Here is an 18,751-nt window from a genome sequence, read left to right as displayed (position 1 = left end):
CTCACAGCGCCGCCAGGACGGCCTGGCCGAGCAGCATGCCCAGCAGTCCGAACAGGGCGACGGGAGGCGGCGCGGGCGACTTCACCCGCACCACCGTGTAGAGCACGCCCACGAGGATGCCCGCGAGCAGTGCCTTGAGGTAGGGCACGGCGGTCAGCTCCCGGTGCGCCACTCGTGGCCGGGCAGGAAGCGCACGTCGTTCCCCTGGGGCACGGTCGCGAACTTGGCCGGCTCGGGCACGAACGGGCGGGCGGGGAGCGTGAGTTCGTCGGTCGGGGTGCCCAGCCGCTCGAAGAACCGCTCGAAGGTGCCGCCCGGTCCCGCGGCGACGCCGACGATCTGCGTGTGGTGCCGCTCCATGCGGTAGGCGTGCGGGCAGTTCTTCGGCACGAAACCGAAGTCGCCGGAGGTGAGGAGCTTCTCGTACTGCTCCCCCTCCAGGTCCTCCACGAACAGGCGGACCGCGCCCTGCGTGACGTAGAAGACCTCGTGGGTGTCGGCGTGCGAGTGGGCCGGGATGATGTCGCCCTTCGGCCCCTCGCAGGTGAAGAAGTTGAACGTGTTCTCGGTCTGCTCGCCGCCCGCGTAGACGGTGACGAGGTCGCCGAAGAGGTGGGCGCGGTCCCCCATGCCCTTCTCGATGAAGTACGGCTTGCCCGGCTCCGGCGGAATGTGGGAGCGGGTCCTGTACTGGGTCGCGTACTCGATGGTCATGAGAAGCCTCCGGCCTGCCGTTGGGTGAATGTCAGGCTACCTGACATTGAGATTCTTGTCCCCCTCCGTACGGGATGTCGATCGGCGGGCCGCTGCGCCCCGCGGAGGCGGTCGGGGGCGCCGGTGGCCGTGGAGCCGACGGCCGCCACCGAGTGCGCCGCGATGTCCGTCCCGGCCCCCGCGTCGGCTCGTCACGAGTCGGGCGATAGCTTCGCCCTGACGCGGTCGGCCCGGCCGCGCGATCCCCCAGCCGCGGGAGAGTCATGCGCGAGGACGCGATCGTCCAGGTGGCATCCGGAGTCCACCTGGTGCACGGAAGCGACACGAACTGGGTCGTCCTGTCCGACGGTGACGCGGTCACCCTGGTCGACACCGGCTACCCCGGCGACCGGAGGCAGGTCCTCGACTCCCTGCGCGCGCTCGGCCACGCGCCCGAGGCGCTGACGGCCGTCCTGATCACCCACGCCCACAACGACCACCTAGGCTCGGCCGAGTACCTCAGCCGCGCCCACGGCGTCCCGGTCCATCTGCACGAGGCCGAACTGCCGCACGCGCGGCGCGAGTTCCTGCATCAGGTGTCCGTGGGACAGGTGTTGCGGCAGGCGTGGCGGCCGGGGGTGCTGCCCTGGTCGGTACGGGCCCTGCGGTCGGGCGGCAAGGCGGACGTCCGCATGACGCGGCCGCTGCCGTTCCCGGCCCCGGGCGCGCTCGACCTGCCCGGCCGCCCGGTACCGGTCCACACCCCCGGTCACACGGCCGGCCACTGCGTCTTCCACCTCCCGGACGCCGGCGTGGTGATCTCCGGTGACGCGCTGGTCAGCGGGCATCCCACGTCCGGGGTCAGCGGCCCGCAGCTGCTGCCCGCCATGTTCGACGCCCAGCGGGAGCAGAGTCTCGCGGCGCTGCGGCACATCGAGGGTCTCGCCGCCGACGTACTGCTGCCGGGGCACGGTCCGGTGCACCGCGGGCCGGTACGGGCGGCCGTGGAGCGGGCCCGGGAGCTCGGCTAGGACGCGGTGAGGCCCGCCGCGCCGCGGCCCGGTCGGAGCGCGGCCGGACCCGGGCGCGGCGGGACCGGAGCGCGGCCGGGTCCGCACGGGCGGCCGGGCCGGAGCGCGGTGAGCGCGGCCCGGTCGGAGCGCGCCGGGACCGGAGTTGCGGCCGGTTACGGTCGTCGATCCGGGCGGCCGGTGCGGCAACACACTCCTCCCGCGTGTTCGCCGCCGCCACCTGAAGGGCGCCCGGGCAGCGGGCCGTTCAGCGGAAGCGGTCGAGCAGCGCGTCCAGCCCCGCCGCCAGACCCGAGGGGCCGCCCCGTTCGGCCAGACGGACGGCGACCGCGCGCAGCCGGGGCAGCTCCTGGGCGGAGATGCGGTGCAGTCCCAGCCGGAAGGCGGGGTCGGGTTCGGCGGGATCGTCGTCCATGGCCCGCAGCTCGACCAGCAGGTAGCCGAGCAGCCAGGCGGTGAAGGCCCGGTGCAGCGCGACCGTGCGGTCCTCGTCGAAGCCCGCCTCGTGCAGCAGGGCCAGCACGCGCTCGTCGCTGCGCAGGACCGCGGCGGGGCGGCGGGCCAGCGGCGTGGACAGCAGCCGGGTGGCCAGCAGCGGGACGACGTGGGGATGGCGCAGCGCGACCCGGTGGGCGGCGAGCGCGATCCGGTGCAGCGCACGGGCCCAGTCGTCGCCGGCCGGGCGGGTCCCGTCCGCCGGGACGTACGCGTCCGAGGCGCCGCCCACGTCCGCCGGGTGGCCCCCGGCCGCCGGGTTCTTCACGTCCGGCCCACCCGGGAGAGGGGCCCTGGGGACCCCGGTAGAGGCGAGGCCGTCCGCCGAGGATTCTTGACCCGGGCCCTCGGGAGCCGCAGGGTCGTCCGCCTCGGGTACTCCGTCCGGGCCCTCCGGGGCCGCCGGGCCGTCCGCCGCGCGTACTCCGCCCCCGCCCTCGGGAGCCCCCGGGCCGTCCGCCGTGGACGGCTCGCCGGGCGTCTCCCCCGTCCCCAGCGGCCCGTCCGCCAGCTCCGCCTCCAGTTCCAGGCAGAAACCCTCGACGAGTCCGTCCAGCAGGGCGTCCTTCCCCGACGCGTACCGGTAGAGGGCCATCGCCTCCACTCCCAGCTCGGCGCCGAGCTTGCGCATGCTGAGTCCCGAGAGTCCGTCGCGGTCGACGATCTCCAGGGCGGTGGCCAGGACGCGCTCCTTGCTCAGCCGCCCGTAACGGCCGCGGTCGCTCGCCCGGCGGCCTCCGCCGCTCTCCGTCCCGTTCGGCATGGCTGCCTGCCCCTCGCTCCCGGCGGACCCGTTTGACGTCACCACACAATAGGCGCAAAGTCGTACATATACGGCGTACACATACGTCGTCAGTGTACGGAATCGACCGCACTTCCCAGGGCGGAGGCGTCCTCCCATGGCGCACAGCAGGCCGGTCACCGATCCCCCGGATCTCATCCAGGTGGAGCGTCACCTGGAACGGATCTCGGACGGCAACGTCGTCCGGGTGGCCGCGAGCGGTCCCGTCTTCGGGCACGCGTATCCCGGCCGCAAGGTCCGCCCCACCACGTTCGTCCCGCTGCTCCCCGCACGGGACCGCGCCCTGCTCCTGGCCATCGCGGCGGCGTGGGCGGTGAGCTTCCTCTGGTTCTGGACCTGGTGGCTCCAGCCCGAGCACCGGGCGGGCTGGGTGGGCCTGATCGTGAACAGCGCCCTGCTGTTCTACCTCACGGCACTTCCCGCGTACTTCTTCGTCACCGCCCTGCGGCTGCGCCGGGTCGACCCCGCGCTGGCCGTCCCGGCCGTCCCCGTCGCCTTCGCCGTCACCCGCGCGCCCTCGGAACCCTGGGCGACCGTGCGGCGGACTCTCGAGGCGATGCTCGCCCAGGACTTCCCGCACCCCTACGACGTCTGGCTGTGCGAGGAGGTGCCGACCGAGGAGACGGCGCTGTGGTGCCTGGCCCACAACGTGCGGATGTCCTCCCGGCAGGGCGACGCCGCCTACCAGCGGGCCGGCTGGCCCCGGCGCAGACGCTGCAAGGAAGGCAACCTCGCCTACTTCTACGACCATTGGGGCTACGAGCACTACGAGGTCGTGGCGCAGCTCGACTGCGACCACGTGCCGGCCGCGACCTATCTCGCCGAGGTCGTCCGCCCCTTCGCCGACCCCGCCATCGGGTACGTCGCCGCGCCGAGCATCTGCGACGCGAACGGCGACACCTCCTGGGCGGCCCGCGGCCGGCTGCACCGGGAGGCCGTCTGGCACGGCGCCGTCCAGCTCGGCCACAGCGACGGTCTGGCGCCCATGTGCATCGGCTCCCACTACGCCGTCCGCACCCGCGCCCTGCGCGACATCGGAGGTCTCGGCCCCGAGCTGGCCGAGGACTTCTCCACCACGTACCTGCTCAACTCGGCAGGCTGGCACGGCGCGTTCGCCATCGACGCGGAGGCGCACGGGGACGGGCCGCTGAACTTCGCCGACATGGTGACGCAGGAGTACCAGTGGTCCCGGAGCCTGACGACCATGCTGACGGGACTGCTGCCGCGGCACGTGGTACGGCTGCCGTTCCTGCTCCAGCTGCGGTTCACCTACGCGCTGGCGTACTACCCGCTGCTGGGACTGATGATCGTCGCGGGTCTGGCCCTTCCGCCGGTCGCCGTGCTCACCGGGATCCCCTGGATGAACGTCAACTACTTGGACTTCCTCGTCCACTTCTGGTCGATGCCGGTCTGGCTGGTGCTGACCCTGTTCCTGATGCGTCGCCGCGGGCTGCTGCGGCCGCGTACGGCACCGCTCATCAGCTGGGAGACCTGGCTGTTCGCCCTGGCCCGCTGGCCGTTCGTCATCTGGGGCCTGCTCGGGGCGGCCGCCCAGCGGGTGAGCCCGCGCCCGGTCACGTTCAAGGTCACCCCCAAGGGCCGCCCCGGCGGGCCGCAGCCGCTGCTCGCACGACTCGTCCTGCCCTTTGCGACGCTGGCGACGGTGCTCGCCTCGGTCGCCCTGCTGGGCGAACTGACCAGCCCCTCGGCCGGATACGTCTTCCTGTGCCTGCTCGCCGCGGTGACCTACGCGGTGGTCGCCATCGCCATCCCGCTGCTGCACGTCCACGAGTCCGCCCGGGCCGCGGGCATCCCCTTCACCTCGGCCCTGCCCACGGCGCGACTGCCGCTGGCGCTCGGCCTGCTCTCGGCGCTGCCCGCGGCCGTGGCCGTCCTCTTCTACCCGGCGTACGCCGCCGCCGTCCTGGGCTGGTGAGCATCGTGCACACGGAGCCGAACCACACGGCGATCCCGGCGGCGGGCACGCCGTCGACCGTCCTCGTCACCGGCGGGGCGGGCTTCATCGGCAGCCACGCCTGCGTGGAACTCCTGGACCACGGCTACGAGTTGATCGTCGTCGACGACTACTCCAACAGCACCCCGCAAGTGTTCGCGCGCGTCGAGAGGATCGCCGGACGCTTCGTCGGTGCCGTCTATGAGCTGGACATCCGTGATCGGCGCGCCCTTTCGGCCGTCTTCGACCGACACTCCGTGGACGCCGTCGTGCACTTCGCCGCGCACAAGGCCGTGGGCGAGTCGACACGGATGCCCATCCAGTACTACGACACCAACGTCGGCGGCACGACCGCCCTGCTGTCGGTCATGCGCGACCACGGCGTGCGCCAACTGGTGTTCTCCTCCTCGTGCTCCGTCTACGGCGACGCCGGCCGCGGCCCCCTGGACGAGTCGACCCCCGCCCGTCCCACCAACCCCTACGCGACCTCCAAATGGCTGTGCGAGCAGATACTCGCCGACGTCTGCCGCCGCACACCCGAGTTCGCCGTGCTGTGCCTGCGCTACTTCAACCCGGCCGGCGCCCACCCCAGCGGACTGCTGGGCGAGGACCCGAACGGCACCCCGGACAACCTGATGCCGTACGTGGCGCAGGTGGCCGTCGGCCGCAGGGAGCGGCTGCGCGTGTTCGGCGACGACTACGAGACACCCGACGGGACGGCGATCCGCGACTACCTCCACGTCATGGACACCGTCGAGGCACACCGCGTCGCCCTCGACCACTTCGCCGACGGACCCGGCATGCGGGTCTTCAACCTCGGCGTCGGCAGGGGCAGTTCGGTGCTGGAGGTCGTCTCCGCCTTCGGCGCCGCCAGCGGCAGGCCCATCCCCTATGAGGTCGTGGGACGCCGGGACGGGGACGTAACCGAACTCGTCGCCGACGCGGGCGCGGTGGCCCGTGCCTGGGGCTGGCGCCCCACCCGCGACCTCGCCGCGATGTGCCGGGACTCCTGGCACTTCCAGCAAATCAACCCCCACGGGTACGCCGGTTCCGCCCGGCGGCCGGCCACGAAGGAGTGACGCCATGCGGATCACAGTCATCGGCACCGGATACGTCGGGACGGTGCACGCCGCGTGCATGGCCGACCTCGGCCACGACGTCCTCGGCATCGACATCGACGCCGAGCGGATCGCGTCCCTGTCGGCCGGCCACGCCCCTCTGCACGAGGCCGGACTCGGCGAACTGCTCGCGCGCACCGTCGCCTCGGGACGGCTCAGGTTCTCCACGTCGCTCGCCGAGGGCGCCGCGTTCGCCCGGACCCACTTCGTGTGCGTGGGCACCCCGCAGCGCCCCGACGGCCAGGCCGCCGACCTGCGTTTCGTCGACGCCGTGATCGACGGGCTCGCCCCGCACCTGCGCCCGGGGAGCCTGGTCGTGGGCAAGTCCACGGTCCCGGTCGGCACCGCCGCCCGGCTCGCCCGGCGGCTCGCCGCGACCACTCGCGACTGCGAGGTCGCGTGGAACCCCGAGTTCCTGCGCGAGGGCTCGGCGGTCCAGGACACCATGCACCCGGAGCGGCTCGTCGTCGGTGTCACGTCCGAGCGGGCCGACGCGGTGCTGCGTGAGGTGTACCGGCCCATGCTCCGCGCCGGGGTGCCGTGGTTCAGCACGGACCCGGCCACGGCCGAACTCGTGAAGGTGGCGGCGAACTCGTTCCTGGCGACCAGGATCTCGTTCATCAACGCGATGTCCGAGGTGTGCGAGGCCGCCGGGGCGGACGCGACGGTCCTCGCCCGCGCCATCGGGGCGGACTCGCGGATCGGCGACCGCTTCCTGGAACCCGGCCTCGGCTTCGGCGGGAGCTGCTTCCCCAAGGACATCCGCGCCTTCGCGGCCCGCGCCGAGGAGCTCGGGGCCGGTGCCTCGGTGGTGTTCCTGCACGAGGTCGACCGGATCAACACCCGGCAGCGGCGGCGCACCGTCGAGCTGTCGCGGCGGCTGCTCGGCGGGTCCCTCGCCGGCCGCCGCGTCGGGGTCCTCGGCGCGGCCTTCAAGCCCGGCAGCGACGACGTCCGCGACTCGCCAGCCCTGGCCGTCGCGGCGGCCCTCCAGGAGCGGGGCGCCGCCGTCCGCGTGCACGACCCGGAGGCCCTGGACAACGCGCGTGCCGTGCGTCCCGCCCTCTCCTACGCCCTGGACGTCCCCAAGGCCTGTGAGGACGCCGACCTGGTCCTGCACCTCACCCCCTGGCCGGAGTACGGCCGGATCGATCCGGCCGGCCTGGCCGCCGTGGTGCACGAGCCGCTGCTGCTGGACGCCCGCGGCGGTCTCGACGAGCCGTCCTGGCGGGCGGCCGGCTGGTCGCTGCACGCCCTGGGTCGCCCGGAGCGGCGCACGGCCGTGCCCGCCCGAGGGGACGCGTCATGAGAGTCGTGGTGACGGGCGGCGGCGGATTCCTCGGGTCGCATCTGTGCGAGGCCCTGCTGCGCCGGGGCGACATGGTCTGGTGCCTGGACAACTTCTGCACCGGCGAGCCCCTGAACGTGACCCGGCTGACCGGCCACCGGCGCTTCCGGCTCGTACACGCCGACGTCACCTCGGCGTTCGACGTGCCGGGCGGCGTCGACGCCGTGGCCCATCTCGCGAGCCCCGCCTCGCCGCCCGACTACGACCGGCTGCCCCTCCAGACGCTGTCGGTGGGCAGCCGGGGCACGGAGAACGCCCTGCGGCTGGCCGAGCGGCGCGGGGCCCGCTTCCTGCTGACCTCCACCAGCGAAGTGTACGGCGACCCGGAGCTGCACCCGCAGCCCGAGGACTACTGGGGCAACGTCAACCCGGTGGGGCCACGCAGCGTCTACGACGAGGCCAAGCGGTACGCGGAGGCCCTCACCATGGCGTACCGGCGCAGCCAGGGCGTCGACACCGGCATCGTGCGGATCTTCAACACCTACGGTCCCCGGATGCGACCGCACGACGGGCGGGTGGTGTCCACCTTCGTGCGGCAGGCGCTGGCGGGCAGTCCGCTCACCCTGTTCGGCGACGGCAGCCAGACGCGCAGCTTCTGCTACGTCGACGATCTCGTCCGGGGTCTGGTCGCCATGCTGGACAGCGGCCACGCCGGGCCAGTGAACCTGGGCAACCCCGCCGAGCACACGGTGCGGGAGCTGGCCCGGCTGGTGATCGAGGCGACCGGATCGTCGTCGCCCGTCACGTACCGCCCGCTGCCCGTGGACGACCCGGTGCGCCGCCGGCCGGTCGTCACGCGCGCCCGCGACCTGCTCGGCTGGGCACCCCGTGTCCCGATCGAAGCGGGCCTGCGCCACACCGTCGCCTGGTTCCGGGCCCAGTCGCCCGAGCCGCGGCGGCTCCTCGACCAGCGAGTGGAGGCCTGATCCCGATGCCGCGCACAGCGTTCGCCGCGCTCGCCGCCGCACTGCTCGTGACCACGGGCGGCGCCTGCGCGGCCACCCCCCACTACGCCCCGGCCGCTGCCGCCCCCACCACCTACTACGTCAGCCCCGACGGCGACGACTCCGCCGACGGTTCGTCGCCCGGCAAGGCCTGGCGGTCACTGGCGCGGGCCGAGCAGGTGACGCTGAACCCCGGCGACAGGCTGCTGCTCCAGGGCGGTGCCCGCTTCCCCGGCACGCTCACCGTCGGCTCCGACGAGGCCGGCGACGCCGGGCGGCCGGTGGTGATCGGCTCGTACGGCACCGGCCGGGCCCGCATCGACGCCTCCGGCACCCCCGGCGTCTCCGTGCACAACACGGCGGGCGTGGAGATCCGCGACCTCACCCTGAAGGGCCGGGACGCGGCCCGCAGCAAGGACGCCGGCGTGAACCTCTACGCCGACGGCCGTTCCGACGGCCGGCAGGAGCACGTGACCGTCTCGGGCGTCGACGTCTCCGGCTTCCGGGTCGGCATCGCCGTCGGCGCCACCCGCGACGACAACGGCTTCAAGGGCGTGACGGTCCGGGGGGCCCACGTGCACGACAACAGGGACGCCGGACTGCTCACCTACGGGCCCGACTTCGACGCCGCACACCGGGCCTACGCCCATGAGAACGTCGACATCGAGGACGTCGAGGCGTACGAGAACCACGGCGACCCGACGGCGGAGGACCGGCACACCGGTGACGGCATCATCCTGGGGGCGGTCCGCGGGGCCACCCTGCGCAACTCCAGCGCCCACGACAACGGCGGCCGGTCCGCCACCGACGCGACGGCCGGTCCTGTGGGCCTGTGGGCGTACGACTCCACCCGCGTGCTGATCGAGCACAGCTCCGCCTACCGCAACCACACCGGTTCCGATGTGGACGGCGCCGGCTTCGGCTTCGACTCGAACGTCTCCGACTCGAAGATCCAGTACAACCTGTCGTACCAGAACGACGGTTCGGGCTACTACGTGTTCTCCCGCAACCGCAACGGCACGCACACCGGGAACACGATCCGCTACAACATCAGCACCGACGACGCCCGCAAACTGCCCGCGCACGGCGCGCTGACCGTCTACGGCAAGGCCATCCGGGATCTGGCCGTCTACCAGAACACCGTGGTCATGTCCCACTCCCCGGCGGGGCGCGGGCCGGCGGTGCTCCTGCGGGACGGCAACACCGGGGTGAGCATCCGCAACAACATCCTGGTCACCGAGGGCGATCCGCTGGTCTCGGCGGACGCGGACCTGTCCACGGGCCAGGTCGCGCTGCAGGGCAACGCCTACCACACGACCAAGGGGAAGTGGACGGTGGACTGGGGCGACCGCACCTTCGCGGACCTGGCCGCCTGGCGGGCCGGCACCGGACAGGAGCGGGTCGGCCAGAAGGCGACCGGAGCGACGGCCGACCCCTGCTTCGCGGGAGGCGAGCTGCCGAACCTCCGCACGCCCGAGGACGCCCAGCTGGTCGTCCCCGGCTGCCCGCGCGACGGACTCGACCTGCGCGCCCTCTTCGGCACCGACACGGGCGGCGTGGACTACTTCGGCCGGGACGCCGGTGACCCGCCCGCCGTCGGAGCCGTCGAACCCTGACGGCACCTCGGACGAGATGCGTCCCGGCGCCCCCCGTGCCTACGATCGAGAGTGCCCCGGACCCAGGCGAAGGACTCCGTGTCCCACGACGCCAGGAGGCGCTTGCCGTTGCTCCGGGCACACCGGCTGATGGCCGGGTACACCGCGCTGGTGCTGATCGTCGCCGGTGTCTACCTGTCCGTCCCGGCTCTGCGCACCCCGCTGTGGGCCGTGATCGGACTCGGCGGTTCGGCCGCCGTGGTCACCGGCGTGCTGGTGCACCGCCCCGCCCACCGGTGGCCGTGGCTGCTGCTCGCCACCGGTCTGCTCGCCTTCGCCGCCGGCGACACCTACTACAACGTGCTGGAGGCGTACTTCGACGCCTCCAACCCCTTCCCGTCCCCGGCGGACGCCTGCTATCTCGCGACGTATCCGCTCTTCGCCGCCGGCCTGTTCGGCCTCGTGCGCTACCGGTGGGCGGGCCGCGACCTGCCGAGTCTGCTGGACGCGCTGATCCTCACCGCCGGCCTCGCCCTGCCCGTCTGGGTGCTGCTGGTGCAGCCCCTCACCCAGGTCACCGGCCTCACCTGGCAGCAGCGCGCGATCAGCATCGCCTACCCGCTGGGCGACGTGCTGGTCCTGGCCCTGCTGGCCTGTCTGCTGGCGCCGCGTCCCGCGTGGGGACGCAACCGCGCCGTGCGGCTCCTCGTCGTCGGGACCCTCACGCTGCTCGTCTTCGACATCGCGTACGGGATCCTCCAGCTCAACGGCATGTGGCAGGCCGGAACGCTGGTCGACACCGGCTGGATCGTCTTCTACACGGCCTGGGGGCTGGCCGCGCTGCATCCCTCGATGGTGGAACTGACGGCGTCCGTCCCCCAGCGGGAGTCGCTGCTGCCCCGGCCCCGGCGCCTGCTGAGCCTCGCCCTCGCGACCCTGGTCGCGCCCGGGATCCTGCTCTACGAGGGGCTCGCGGGGCACGCCGAGGACGCGGCCGCGATCGCCGCCTTCTCCGGGGTGCTGTTCCTGCTGGTCATCCTCCGCCTCTCGGGCATGGTCGTGGCCCACCGCAAGGCCATGGCGCGGGAGCTCGCCCTGCGCACCGCGGCGGCCTCGCTGATGGAGGCGACCCGGCCGCAGGAGGTCACGGCCGCCTGCGACCGGGCGATCAGCACGCTGTTCGGGCCGGGAGTCGCCCACGGGACCCTCCTGCTGCCGGCCGAGCGCGCCGTCGGTCTGGCGACGAACCGGACGCACCTCGTGCCCACCGGACGGCTCGGCCCCGGGATCGCCGCCGCCCTCGGCGACCTGCCGACGACCCTGGTGTGCCCCATGGTCCCGCCCGACCGGCCCGCCGGAGAACTGCCCGGCGCCCTGCTGGCGGCGGGCCCGGAGCGCCAGCTCGCGGAGATCCGCGGTTCCGTGCAGATCCTGGCCTCGCACGCCGCCCTGACCCTCGAAAGGACCGCGCTGCGCCGGGAGATCATCCGCACGGAGAGCGAGGCGTACTTCCGGACGCTGGTCCGCAACGCCTCGGACGTCATCCTCATCGTCGAGGACGACGACACGGTGCGGTACGCGAGCCCGTCCGCAGAGGCCGTGTTCGGCGGGACCCGTCTGACGGGCACGGCCCTGCCGGACCTGGTGGACTCCCGCGACCGGCGGCGGGTGGCCGAAGGGCTCACGGCCATGCGGCACGGCGGGTCGCCCGAGACCCACGACCACTGGTGGGTGCTGCGCGACGGGGGCCGCATCGAGGTCGAGGTCCGGTGCAGCGACCTGCGCGAGGACCCCACGGTGCGGGGGCTGGTCGTGACGCTGCGGGACGTCACCGAGCAGCGCCGGCTGGAGCAGGAGCTGACGCAGCGGGCCTTCCACGACCCGCTGACCGGCCTGCCCAACCGGACTCTGCTGCTGGAGCGCATCGAACGCGCCCTGCTGCGTGGCCGGCGGGAGTCGACGCTGACCTGCCTGCTCTTCGTCGACCTGGACGACTTCAAGATGGTCAACGACACCCTGGGGCACACGACGGGCGACCGGCTGCTCACGGTCGTCGGCGAACGGCTCTCGGGCGCGCTGCGGCGCACCGACACGGCGGCCCGCCTCGGCGGCGACGAGTTCGCGGTGCTGATGGAGGACGCGCGGCAGCCGCTCGACGCCGAACTGCTCGCCGCGCAGGTGATCCAGACCCTCGGCCGGCCGTTCAGCCTGCCGGGAGGCCCGCTGAGCGTGTCCGCCAGCGTGGGCGTCGCCACCGCCCGGGACAGCACGGACGCCGAGGAACTGCTCACCCACGCCGATCTGGCGCTGTACGCGGCGAAGGGGGCCGGCAAGCGCCAGTGGCACCGGTTCCAGCCCAGGCTGCGCATGCGGATGGTGGAGCGGCACGACCTGCGGGCGCGGCTCGACCGGGCGATCACCGACGACGAGTTCGCGCTGCGCTACCAGCCCGTGGTGGGCATGGAGACGGGTGAGGTCGTCGGGTTCGAGGCGCTGGCGCGCTGGCCAGGTACCGGCGGTGCGCCGGTACCGCCGGAGCACTTCATCGCGCTGGCCGAGGAGACCGGGCACATCGCGCCGCTGGGCGCCTGGGTCCTGCAGAACGCCGTCGCCGACATGGCCGGCCTGCAACGCCTGGCCGGGGGCACGGGCCGGCCGCCGTACGTGAGCGTCAACGTGTCCGCCCGCCAGTTCGGGGACAACGGCTTCCTGGACGTGGTGCGCGGAGCGCTGAAGGACCTGGCGCCCGGCACCCTGCAACTCGAACTCACCGAGACGGTGCTGATGCGGCAGGACGCCCAGATGCGGGCGGAGCTGCGGTCCCTCAAGGACATGGGCGTGCAGATCGCGGTCGACGACTTCGGCACCGGGTTCTCCTCGCTGCGCTATCTGCGGGAGTTCCCCGTCGACGCGCTGAAGATTGACAAGACGTTCATCGACGACATCGCCGTCGACCCACGCCAGGTGGCGCTGGTCGAGGGGATCGTGAACCTCGCCGGGACCCTGGGCCTGGACGTCGTCGCCGAGGGCGTCGAGGACTCCGCCCAGCGTGATCTGCTCGCCGGGATGGGGTGCGGCTTCGGACAGGGCTACCTGTTCGCGCGGCCGATGACCCTGGAGCAGAGCGAGTTCCTGCTGCGGCGGCGCGACAGGCGGCGGACGTCCGAAACGGTGAACGGCCGGGCGGCGGACGGGAACCGCATCGGCGGGCGGGCCAGGGCCCCGGCACCCCCCGACGGGCGCCCGGGCGAGGGCACGCACGCCCCCCTTCGCACGGGCGGACCCGACGCGATCGAACTCGTGCCGCGTCCGGGACCCCGCACCTCGATGCCGGTGACTCCCGCGACCGCCCGCCGCACGACCGCTCCGGGAAACCCCGCGACCGGCCGCAGCACCACCACTCCGGGGACCCCCTCCACCGGCCAACGGACATTCGGCCCGCGGGACACCCCCGCCGACCGCAGCACCCCCGGTCCGGGAACCCCCGCGACCGGCCGCAGCACCGCCCGTACGGGGGACACCGTGGCCGACCGCAGCACACCCGGGCCGCAGCACACCGCGGCCGCGACGCCCGTTTCCGGGCCGGCGGCCCCCGTCACCCGCCGCCGCCCGTCCGACCCGGTCCCGCCCGCCTCCCGCCACCCGGACGCCACCGAGCCCGCGGCACCCCGTCCGCCGGACTCTCCGGCACCCACTCCCCGGCGCGCCACGGAAGGGCCGCCCGGCCGGCCGGGCGGAGACGACCTCGAACACCTGCGGCGGACCAGCCGCATGAGCGACGCCGTCCTGGACGAGGTGCGCGGGCGGCACATCCGCAGCGGGGACCACTGGCTGATCGACTTCGCCTCCTGCAACTACCTGGGTTTCGACCGCGACCCCGAGATCATCGAGGCGATCGAGCCCGCCGTACGCCGGTGGGGCACGCATCCGAGCTGGTCCCGGCTGATCGGCAGTCCCCGCCTGTACCCCGACATCGAGGAACGGCTCACCGCGCTGCTCGGCGCGCCGGACACACTGCTGCTGCCGACGGCGACCCTCATCCACACCTCGGTGATCCCCGTACTCGCCGGCCGGGGCCACGTGTTCGTCGAGGCGACGGCGCACCGGACCGTGTACGACGGCTGCGTCTTCGCGCGTGGGCAGGGCGCGACGCTGCGGCGGTTCCACGCCGAGCGGCCCGACGAGCTGGAGGCCCAACTGAGAGCCGTGCCGAGCGGGTTGCCCCGGCTGGTGTGCGTCGACGGCGTCAACAGCATGAGCGGCGACGTCGTCGACCTGCCCGCGCTGGCCGCCGTCTGCCGCCGCCGGGACGCGACGCTGTACGTCGACGACACGCACGGCTTCGGCGTCATCGGGGAACGGGGCCCGCGCGAACCCTGCCCCTACGGCCTGCGCGGCAACAGCGCCGTCCGGCACACCGGCGAGACCTACGAGGGGATCGTGCTCGTCGGCGGGTTCTCCAAGGCGTACTCGTCGCTGCTGGCCTTCCTCGCCCTGCCCCCGGACCTCAAGAACCGGCTGAAGACCGCCGCGGCCCCCTATCTCTACTCGGGTCCCTCGCCGACGGCCTCCCTCGCCACGGCACTGGCGGGCCTGGAGGTCAACGACCGGCGGGGCGACGCCGTCCGCGGTGACCTGTACCGCAAGACCGCCCGGGTGCTGGACCATCTGGCGGGCCTCGGGGTGGACACGCTCAACACCGACGGGCTGCCGATCGTGGAGATCCCGCTCGCGGACGCCGCGGACCTCGACGCGGTCGCCGCGTTCCTGTGGGACGAGGGCATCTACGTGACGCTGGCGGCCTATCCGCTCGTCCCCCGCGACCGGGTCGGCTTCCGCGTGCAGATCACCGCGCTCAACTCCGACGACGACATCGCTCGGCTCACCGGCACACTGACCCGACTGACCGAGCGCCACCCGCTGCGGCCCAGGAGCTGATCCTGCATGTCCACTCTCAACAACGACGTGAACTGGGACACTTGGCCCGTCGACGACTATCTCGCCGAGAACTACCGCGAGCTGCACCCCTCCGACGCGGCCGTGATCGCCCACCACTCGGCGGTCTACCGCGGCTTCAAGCCGAACGCCCTCGCCAGCACGGTGGAGTTCGGGGCGGGACCCAACCTCTACCCGCTGATGCTCGCGGGAGCCGCGAGCCGCCGTATCGACGCCGTGGAGGCCGGGGCGGCGAACGTCGGCTATCTCAGACGGCAGCTCGACGGCGGGCCCGACGTCAGCTGGCTGCCCTTCCACGCGCTGTGCAGGCGGCTCAACTCCGCTCTGCCCGCGGACCCCGCCCAAGCCCTGTCGCGGGTGCGCGTGGTGCACCGCGACGTCCGCGCGCTCCCGCCCCGCGGCTACGACCTGGCCTCGATGAACTTCGTCGCCGAGGGAGTCACCGAGGACTTCGACGAGTTCAGGGACTTCTGCCGGCTGTTCGTGCGCTCCGTCGTGCCGGGGGGCCGGCTCGTCGCCGCCTTCATGGAGAACATGCCGACCTACCGGATCGGGACCGCCTCGCGGTGGCCGGGCTGCCCGGTGGACCCCGAGGTGGTGACCTCGGTGTTCGCTCCGCTGACCCGGCGGCTGCGGGTCGGGCGCATCGACACCGACCCGACCCTGCCGGACTACGGCGACTCGGGCATGGTGCTGCTCAGCGCGGTGTCGGCGCTTCCGGGCTGAAGCCTGAGCGCCGTCTCCACCAGGGCGATGTGGCTGAACGCCTGCGGGGCGTTTCCCAGTTGGCGCCGCTCGACGGGGTCCCACTGCTCCGAGAGGAGGCCGACGTCGTTGCGGACCGAGAGGACCCGCTCGAAGACGGTGTACGCCTCCGCCGTCTCCCCGACGGCCGCCAGCGCGTTGGCGTACCACAGCGAACAGGCCACGAAGGCGCCCTCGTCGCCCGGCACGCCGTCACCGCGCGTGTAGCGGCGCATGAAGCCGCCCCGCATGAGGGACTTCGACGCCCCTACGGTGTCCCGGACCCGCGGGTCCGCGGCGGGCAGGAATCCCGACCCCGGCATCAGCAGGGCCGAGGCGTCGAGCGCGGGTGACCCGTACGCCTGGACGAACGAGCCCTGCCGGGCGTCCCATCCGTACCGGCACACCTGGCGCGCCACGTCCTCGCGCATGACCCGCCAGGCGTCGGGCACCTCGACGCCGAGGAGCCGGCCGAGGCGCAGCGCGCGGTCGGCCGCCACCCAGGCCATGACCTTGGAGTGGACGAACTGCCGGGCGGGACCGCGTACTTGCCACAGTCCCTGGTCGGCGTCCCTCCAGTGCCGGCGCAGGTGGCGCATCAGGGACTTCACCAGGCTCCACACGTGCGGCGGCAGTTCGATCCCCGCCCGGTGGGACAGCCACAGGGCGTCCAGGACCTCCCCGTACACGTCGAGCTGGAGCTGGCCCATCGCGGCGTTGCCGAAGCGCACCGGCCGCGACCGCTCGTACCCGGGCAGCCACGCGGCCTCCGTCTCCGGCAGCAGCCGCTGTCCCGCGACGCCGTACACCGCCTGCAGTTCGGCGGGGTCGCCCGCGACGGCGCGCACGAGCCACTCGACCCAGGCCGCCGCCTCCTCCCGGTAGCCGCTGCGCAGCAGGCAGGACAGGGTGCGGGTGGAGTCGCGCAGCCAGCAGAACCGCTGGTCCCAGTTGCGCTCTCCCCCGATGTGCCCGGGCAGGGAGCTGGTGGGCGCGGCGACGATGCCGCCCGTGGGCGCGTAGGTGAGTGCCTTGAGGGTGATCAGGGAACGCACGACCGCCTCGCGCCACGGGCCCTGGCAGCGGCAGCGGGCGCTCCAGCGGCGCCAGAAGTCGCCGGTCTCCTTGAGCGCCGTCTCGGCCGGTACGCAGAGCACTCCGGGCGCGCCGGGCAGGTGCGAGGGTGCCCAGGCCAGCGTGAGGGTGAGGCGCCGGCCCGCCGTGACGGTGAAGCCGGTGACGGTGGAGGTGTCGCCGCCGAGGGTGTCGACGGGGCCGTCGGCGCTCAGCCACACGGAGTCGGGTCCGGCGACCGCGACGGTGCAGCCGTCGGCGGCCCGGACCCAGGGCACGACCCGGCCGTGGTGGAAGCGCAGACGCAGTTCGCTGCGCATGTCGACGGCGCCGGACAGCCCTTCGACGGTGCGCACCAGGCACGGGAACCGGGTGCGCGGCGGCATGAAGTCGGTGACGCGTACCGTCCCGGCGGGGGTCTCCCACTCCGAGTCCAGGACGAGTGTGTCCCGCCGGTAGGACCTGCGGGTGCACGGGCGGCCGGCGGCGCCCGCGGGGGCGATCCGCCAGAACCCGTTGTCCGCCGCGCCGAGCAGCGCGGCCAGGCAGGCCGGGGAGTCGAAGCGCGGCAGACAGAGCCAGTCGACGGACCCGTCCGTGCCGAGCATGGCGGCCGTCTCCAGGTCGCTGAGAAGGGCGTAATCCTCGATGGGTCTGTTCATGATCGGGGTCACGCCGTCGTGCACTTCGCCGTGTCTCCAGCGTAAGCCCGCCGGGGTCCGGGGGCCACGGAGGCCGCGGACCGGACCCCGGGGGCCTCGCCGCACGGTCAGCCCAGCTCCAGGGTGGTGACGCCGAAGACCCGCTCCGCCGCGAAGGGCCGCACCGGGCCGGTGTACATGCGGGCCGTCTCGAAGGAGGGCGTGAGGCCCAGGTCCTCGGCGAGGGCGACGGCGGGCGCGTTGTTCTCGGGGACGTCGATCGCCACCTCGCGGCCGGCGGCCCCGGCGGTCAGTCCGGCGAAGAGGGCCCGGGCGTCCCCTGCGGTGTCGGCGAACAACGGGCCGACGCGCAGGGCGTCCCGGCCCGGGCGGATCACGCCGTAGCCGGTGAGCCGCCCGTCGACGACGCGGGCGACGGCGCGGTGCCCGTCCTGGGTGAGCCAGTGGCGCAGGAAGCGCGGACGGTCCGCCGGGAAGCACGCGCTGTCGTACGCGGTGACGGCGGCGGGGTCGGTGAGGAGCCGCACGTCGTGCGGGACGGCCGGCTCGGGGGCGACGCCCCGGTACCGGACGGTGCGGTGAGCGGGGGCGAACCCGGACCTGCGGTAGTTGTCCTGCTGCGCCACCACGCCGTCGAGGCCGACGGTGCGGTCCCCGGCGTGGGCCAGTGCCGTCCGCCAGGTGGCGATCCCGTGGCCGCGGCCCCGCAGGTCGGGGCGTACCAGGTAGAAGCCCAGGAAGGCGTAGTCGGCGCCGTAGTTGACGACCGAGACGGCCGAGACGGGTTCCCCGTCGATCCGCCCCACGAAGAAGCCCTCGGGGTCCTGGGCGAAGAAGCTGGGGGCGTCCGACAGCCCGGGACTCCACCCCTCGGCCGCCGCCCATTCGATGATCACCGTCCAGTCGTCCAGCGAGGCCCGGCTGACGGCGAGGCCGTGGGAGACGGAAGAGGTCATCGAAGCGCTCCACTTCGTGGGGGTCGTGTGGCGTGCGGTGGTCGGCCGCACCGGGGCATCCTCGCCGATCGGAACGGTCCGGGGCACGCCCGGCGCGGCTCGCGGGACGTCAACCAGCCATCCGCCGACGGTTGTTGTCCGGGACCCAACCGTGGGACCCGCCGTGCGCGCGGAACCACGCGCGCCCTGTCCGACCGTGCTGTTCCGGTCGGCCGGTCCGTTCGCGGCGGGCGGGCGGCACGGGAGGTCGAAGACGCGGCGCGCAGGGTACGGCAGGCCGGCCCGCCCCGCTCGTCCGCGGGCAGGCTCGCAGGGGCCCGCTTATCGTGATCCAGGGGGTGCCCCCCGGCACGCGGTCGTGGGGTCCCCCCGGTCCGCA

At 73.6% G+C, this 18,751-nt stretch carries 13 protein-coding genes and 1 pseudogene; 8 read left to right on the top strand and 6 right to left on the bottom strand.

The annotated features are described in order from the left end of the window. Position 1: 1 nt before the first annotated feature. Positions 2 to 148: a DUF1427 family protein gene (locus ACWGIS_RS18195; RefSeq protein ID WP_453363430.1), complete on the bottom strand. Its 147-nt coding sequence runs from the start codon at positions 146 to 148 to the stop codon at positions 2 to 4. A 5-nt stretch (positions 149 to 153) separates the two neighbouring features. Continuing rightward, entirely contained in the window at positions 154 to 714 is a 561-nt protein-coding gene (locus ACWGIS_RS18190; RefSeq protein ID WP_453363429.1) for a quercetin 2,3-dioxygenase, read from the bottom strand. Between the two features lie 263 nt (positions 715 to 977). Between ACWGIS_RS18190 and ACWGIS_RS18185 the strand changes: the two genes are divergently transcribed. Beyond that, positions 978 to 1,724: an MBL fold metallo-hydrolase gene (locus ACWGIS_RS18185; RefSeq protein WP_453363428.1), complete on the top strand. Its 747-nt coding sequence runs from the start codon at positions 978 to 980 to the stop codon at positions 1,722 to 1,724. A gap of 247 nt (positions 1,725 to 1,971) precedes the next feature. Here ACWGIS_RS18185 and ACWGIS_RS18180 read toward each other — a convergent pair whose 3' ends face one another. After that, entirely contained in the window at positions 1,972 to 2,715 is a 744-nt protein-coding gene (locus ACWGIS_RS18180; protein WP_453363450.1) for a TetR/AcrR family transcriptional regulator C-terminal domain-containing protein, read from the bottom strand. Then, positions 2,716 to 2,982, bottom strand: a pseudogene (locus ACWGIS_RS18175) (TetR family transcriptional regulator); the annotation flags it as partial. It abuts the gene before it with no gap. Between the two features lie 136 nt (positions 2,983 to 3,118). Between ACWGIS_RS18175 and ACWGIS_RS18170 the strand changes: the two are divergent. The 7 genes from ACWGIS_RS18170 to ACWGIS_RS18140 all read left to right on the top strand — a co-directional run bounded on the left by ACWGIS_RS18170 (position 3,119) and on the right by ACWGIS_RS18140 (position 15,662). Continuing rightward, positions 3,119 to 4,957 carry a glycosyltransferase family 2 protein gene (locus ACWGIS_RS18170; protein ID WP_453363427.1) on the top strand — a complete coding sequence of 613 codons (1,839 nt, stop codon included), beginning with the start codon at positions 3,119 to 3,121 and terminating at the stop codon, positions 4,955 to 4,957. Between the two features lie 2 nt (positions 4,958 to 4,959). Beyond that, positions 4,960 to 6,054, top strand: a complete 1,095-nt coding sequence (galE, locus tag ACWGIS_RS18165) for a UDP-glucose 4-epimerase GalE (RefSeq protein ID WP_453363449.1) — start codon at positions 4,960 to 4,962, stop codon at positions 6,052 to 6,054. 4 nt (positions 6,055 to 6,058) lie between these two features. After that, positions 6,059 to 7,402: a UDP-glucose dehydrogenase family protein gene (locus ACWGIS_RS18160; protein WP_453363426.1), complete on the top strand. Its 1,344-nt coding sequence runs from the start codon at positions 6,059 to 6,061 to the stop codon at positions 7,400 to 7,402. After that, complete coding sequence (locus ACWGIS_RS18155; RefSeq protein ID WP_453363425.1) at positions 7,399 to 8,367, top strand: UDP-glucuronic acid decarboxylase family protein; 969 nt, start codon at positions 7,399 to 7,401, stop codon at positions 8,365 to 8,367. The genes ACWGIS_RS18160 and ACWGIS_RS18155 overlap by 4 nt, the downstream gene beginning before the upstream one ends. 5 nt (positions 8,368 to 8,372) lie before the next feature. After that, on the top strand, positions 8,373 to 10,001 hold the full coding sequence (locus tag ACWGIS_RS18150) for a right-handed parallel beta-helix repeat-containing protein (protein WP_453363424.1): 1,629 nt from the start codon (positions 8,373 to 8,375) through the stop codon (positions 9,999 to 10,001). 129 nt (positions 10,002 to 10,130) lie between these two features. After that, positions 10,131 to 14,918 carry an aminotransferase class I/II-fold pyridoxal phosphate-dependent enzyme gene (locus ACWGIS_RS18145; RefSeq protein ID WP_453363448.1) on the top strand — a complete coding sequence of 1,596 codons (4,788 nt, stop codon included), beginning with the start codon at positions 10,131 to 10,133 and terminating at the stop codon, positions 14,916 to 14,918. Between the two features lie 6 nt (positions 14,919 to 14,924). Continuing rightward, complete coding sequence (locus ACWGIS_RS18140) at positions 14,925 to 15,662, top strand: class I SAM-dependent methyltransferase (protein ID WP_453363423.1); 738 nt, start codon at positions 14,925 to 14,927, stop codon at positions 15,660 to 15,662. On the opposite strand, the gene ACWGIS_RS18135 is transcribed toward ACWGIS_RS18140, so the two are convergent. Together ACWGIS_RS18135 and ACWGIS_RS18130 are read right to left on the bottom strand one after the other, a co-directional pair. Continuing rightward, positions 15,608 to 17,416: a glycoside hydrolase family 15 protein gene (locus ACWGIS_RS18135; protein ID WP_453363422.1), complete on the bottom strand. Its 1,809-nt coding sequence runs from the start codon at positions 17,414 to 17,416 to the stop codon at positions 15,608 to 15,610. The genes ACWGIS_RS18140 and ACWGIS_RS18135 overlap by 55 nt on opposite strands. Positions 17,417 to 17,523: 107 nt before the next feature. Then, positions 17,524 to 18,372, bottom strand: coding sequence for a GNAT family N-acetyltransferase (locus ACWGIS_RS18130; protein WP_453363421.1), 849 nt, complete (start codon positions 18,370 to 18,372; stop codon positions 17,524 to 17,526). Between the last annotated feature and the right edge of the window lie 379 nt (positions 18,373 to 18,751).

It is taken from the genome of Streptomyces sp. NPDC054842, from assembly GCF_053611025.1.
This window is presented reverse-complemented; position numbering and strand designations above follow the sequence as displayed.

Excerpts from the sequence above, each read along its gene's own strand:
- ACWGIS_RS18190 (WP_453363429.1), bottom strand. The coding sequence starts at position 714 with ATGACCATCGAGTACGCGACCCAGTACAGGACCCGCTCCCACATTCCG.
- ACWGIS_RS18185 (WP_453363428.1), top strand. The coding sequence starts at position 978 with ATGCGCGAGGACGCGATCGTCCAGGTGGCATCCGGAGTCCACCTGGTG.
- ACWGIS_RS18170 (WP_453363427.1), top strand. The coding sequence starts at position 3,119 with ATGGCGCACAGCAGGCCGGTCACCGATCCCCCGGATCTCATCCAGGTG.
- ACWGIS_RS18160 (WP_453363426.1), top strand. The coding sequence starts at position 6,059 with ATGCGGATCACAGTCATCGGCACCGGATACGTCGGGACGGTGCACGCC.
- ACWGIS_RS18155 (WP_453363425.1), top strand. The coding sequence starts at position 7,399 with ATGAGAGTCGTGGTGACGGGCGGCGGCGGATTCCTCGGGTCGCATCTG.
- ACWGIS_RS18150 (WP_453363424.1), top strand. The coding sequence starts at position 8,373 with ATGCCGCGCACAGCGTTCGCCGCGCTCGCCGCCGCACTGCTCGTGACC.
- ACWGIS_RS18145 (WP_453363448.1), top strand. The coding sequence starts at position 10,131 with ATGGCCGGGTACACCGCGCTGGTGCTGATCGTCGCCGGTGTCTACCTG.
- ACWGIS_RS18140 (WP_453363423.1), top strand. The coding sequence starts at position 14,925 with ATGTCCACTCTCAACAACGACGTGAACTGGGACACTTGGCCCGTCGAC.
- ACWGIS_RS18135 (WP_453363422.1), bottom strand. The coding sequence starts at position 17,416 with ATGAACAGACCCATCGAGGATTACGCCCTTCTCAGCGACCTGGAGACG.
- ACWGIS_RS18130 (WP_453363421.1), bottom strand. The coding sequence starts at position 18,372 with ATGACCTCTTCCGTCTCCCACGGCCTCGCCGTCAGCCGGGCCTCGCTG.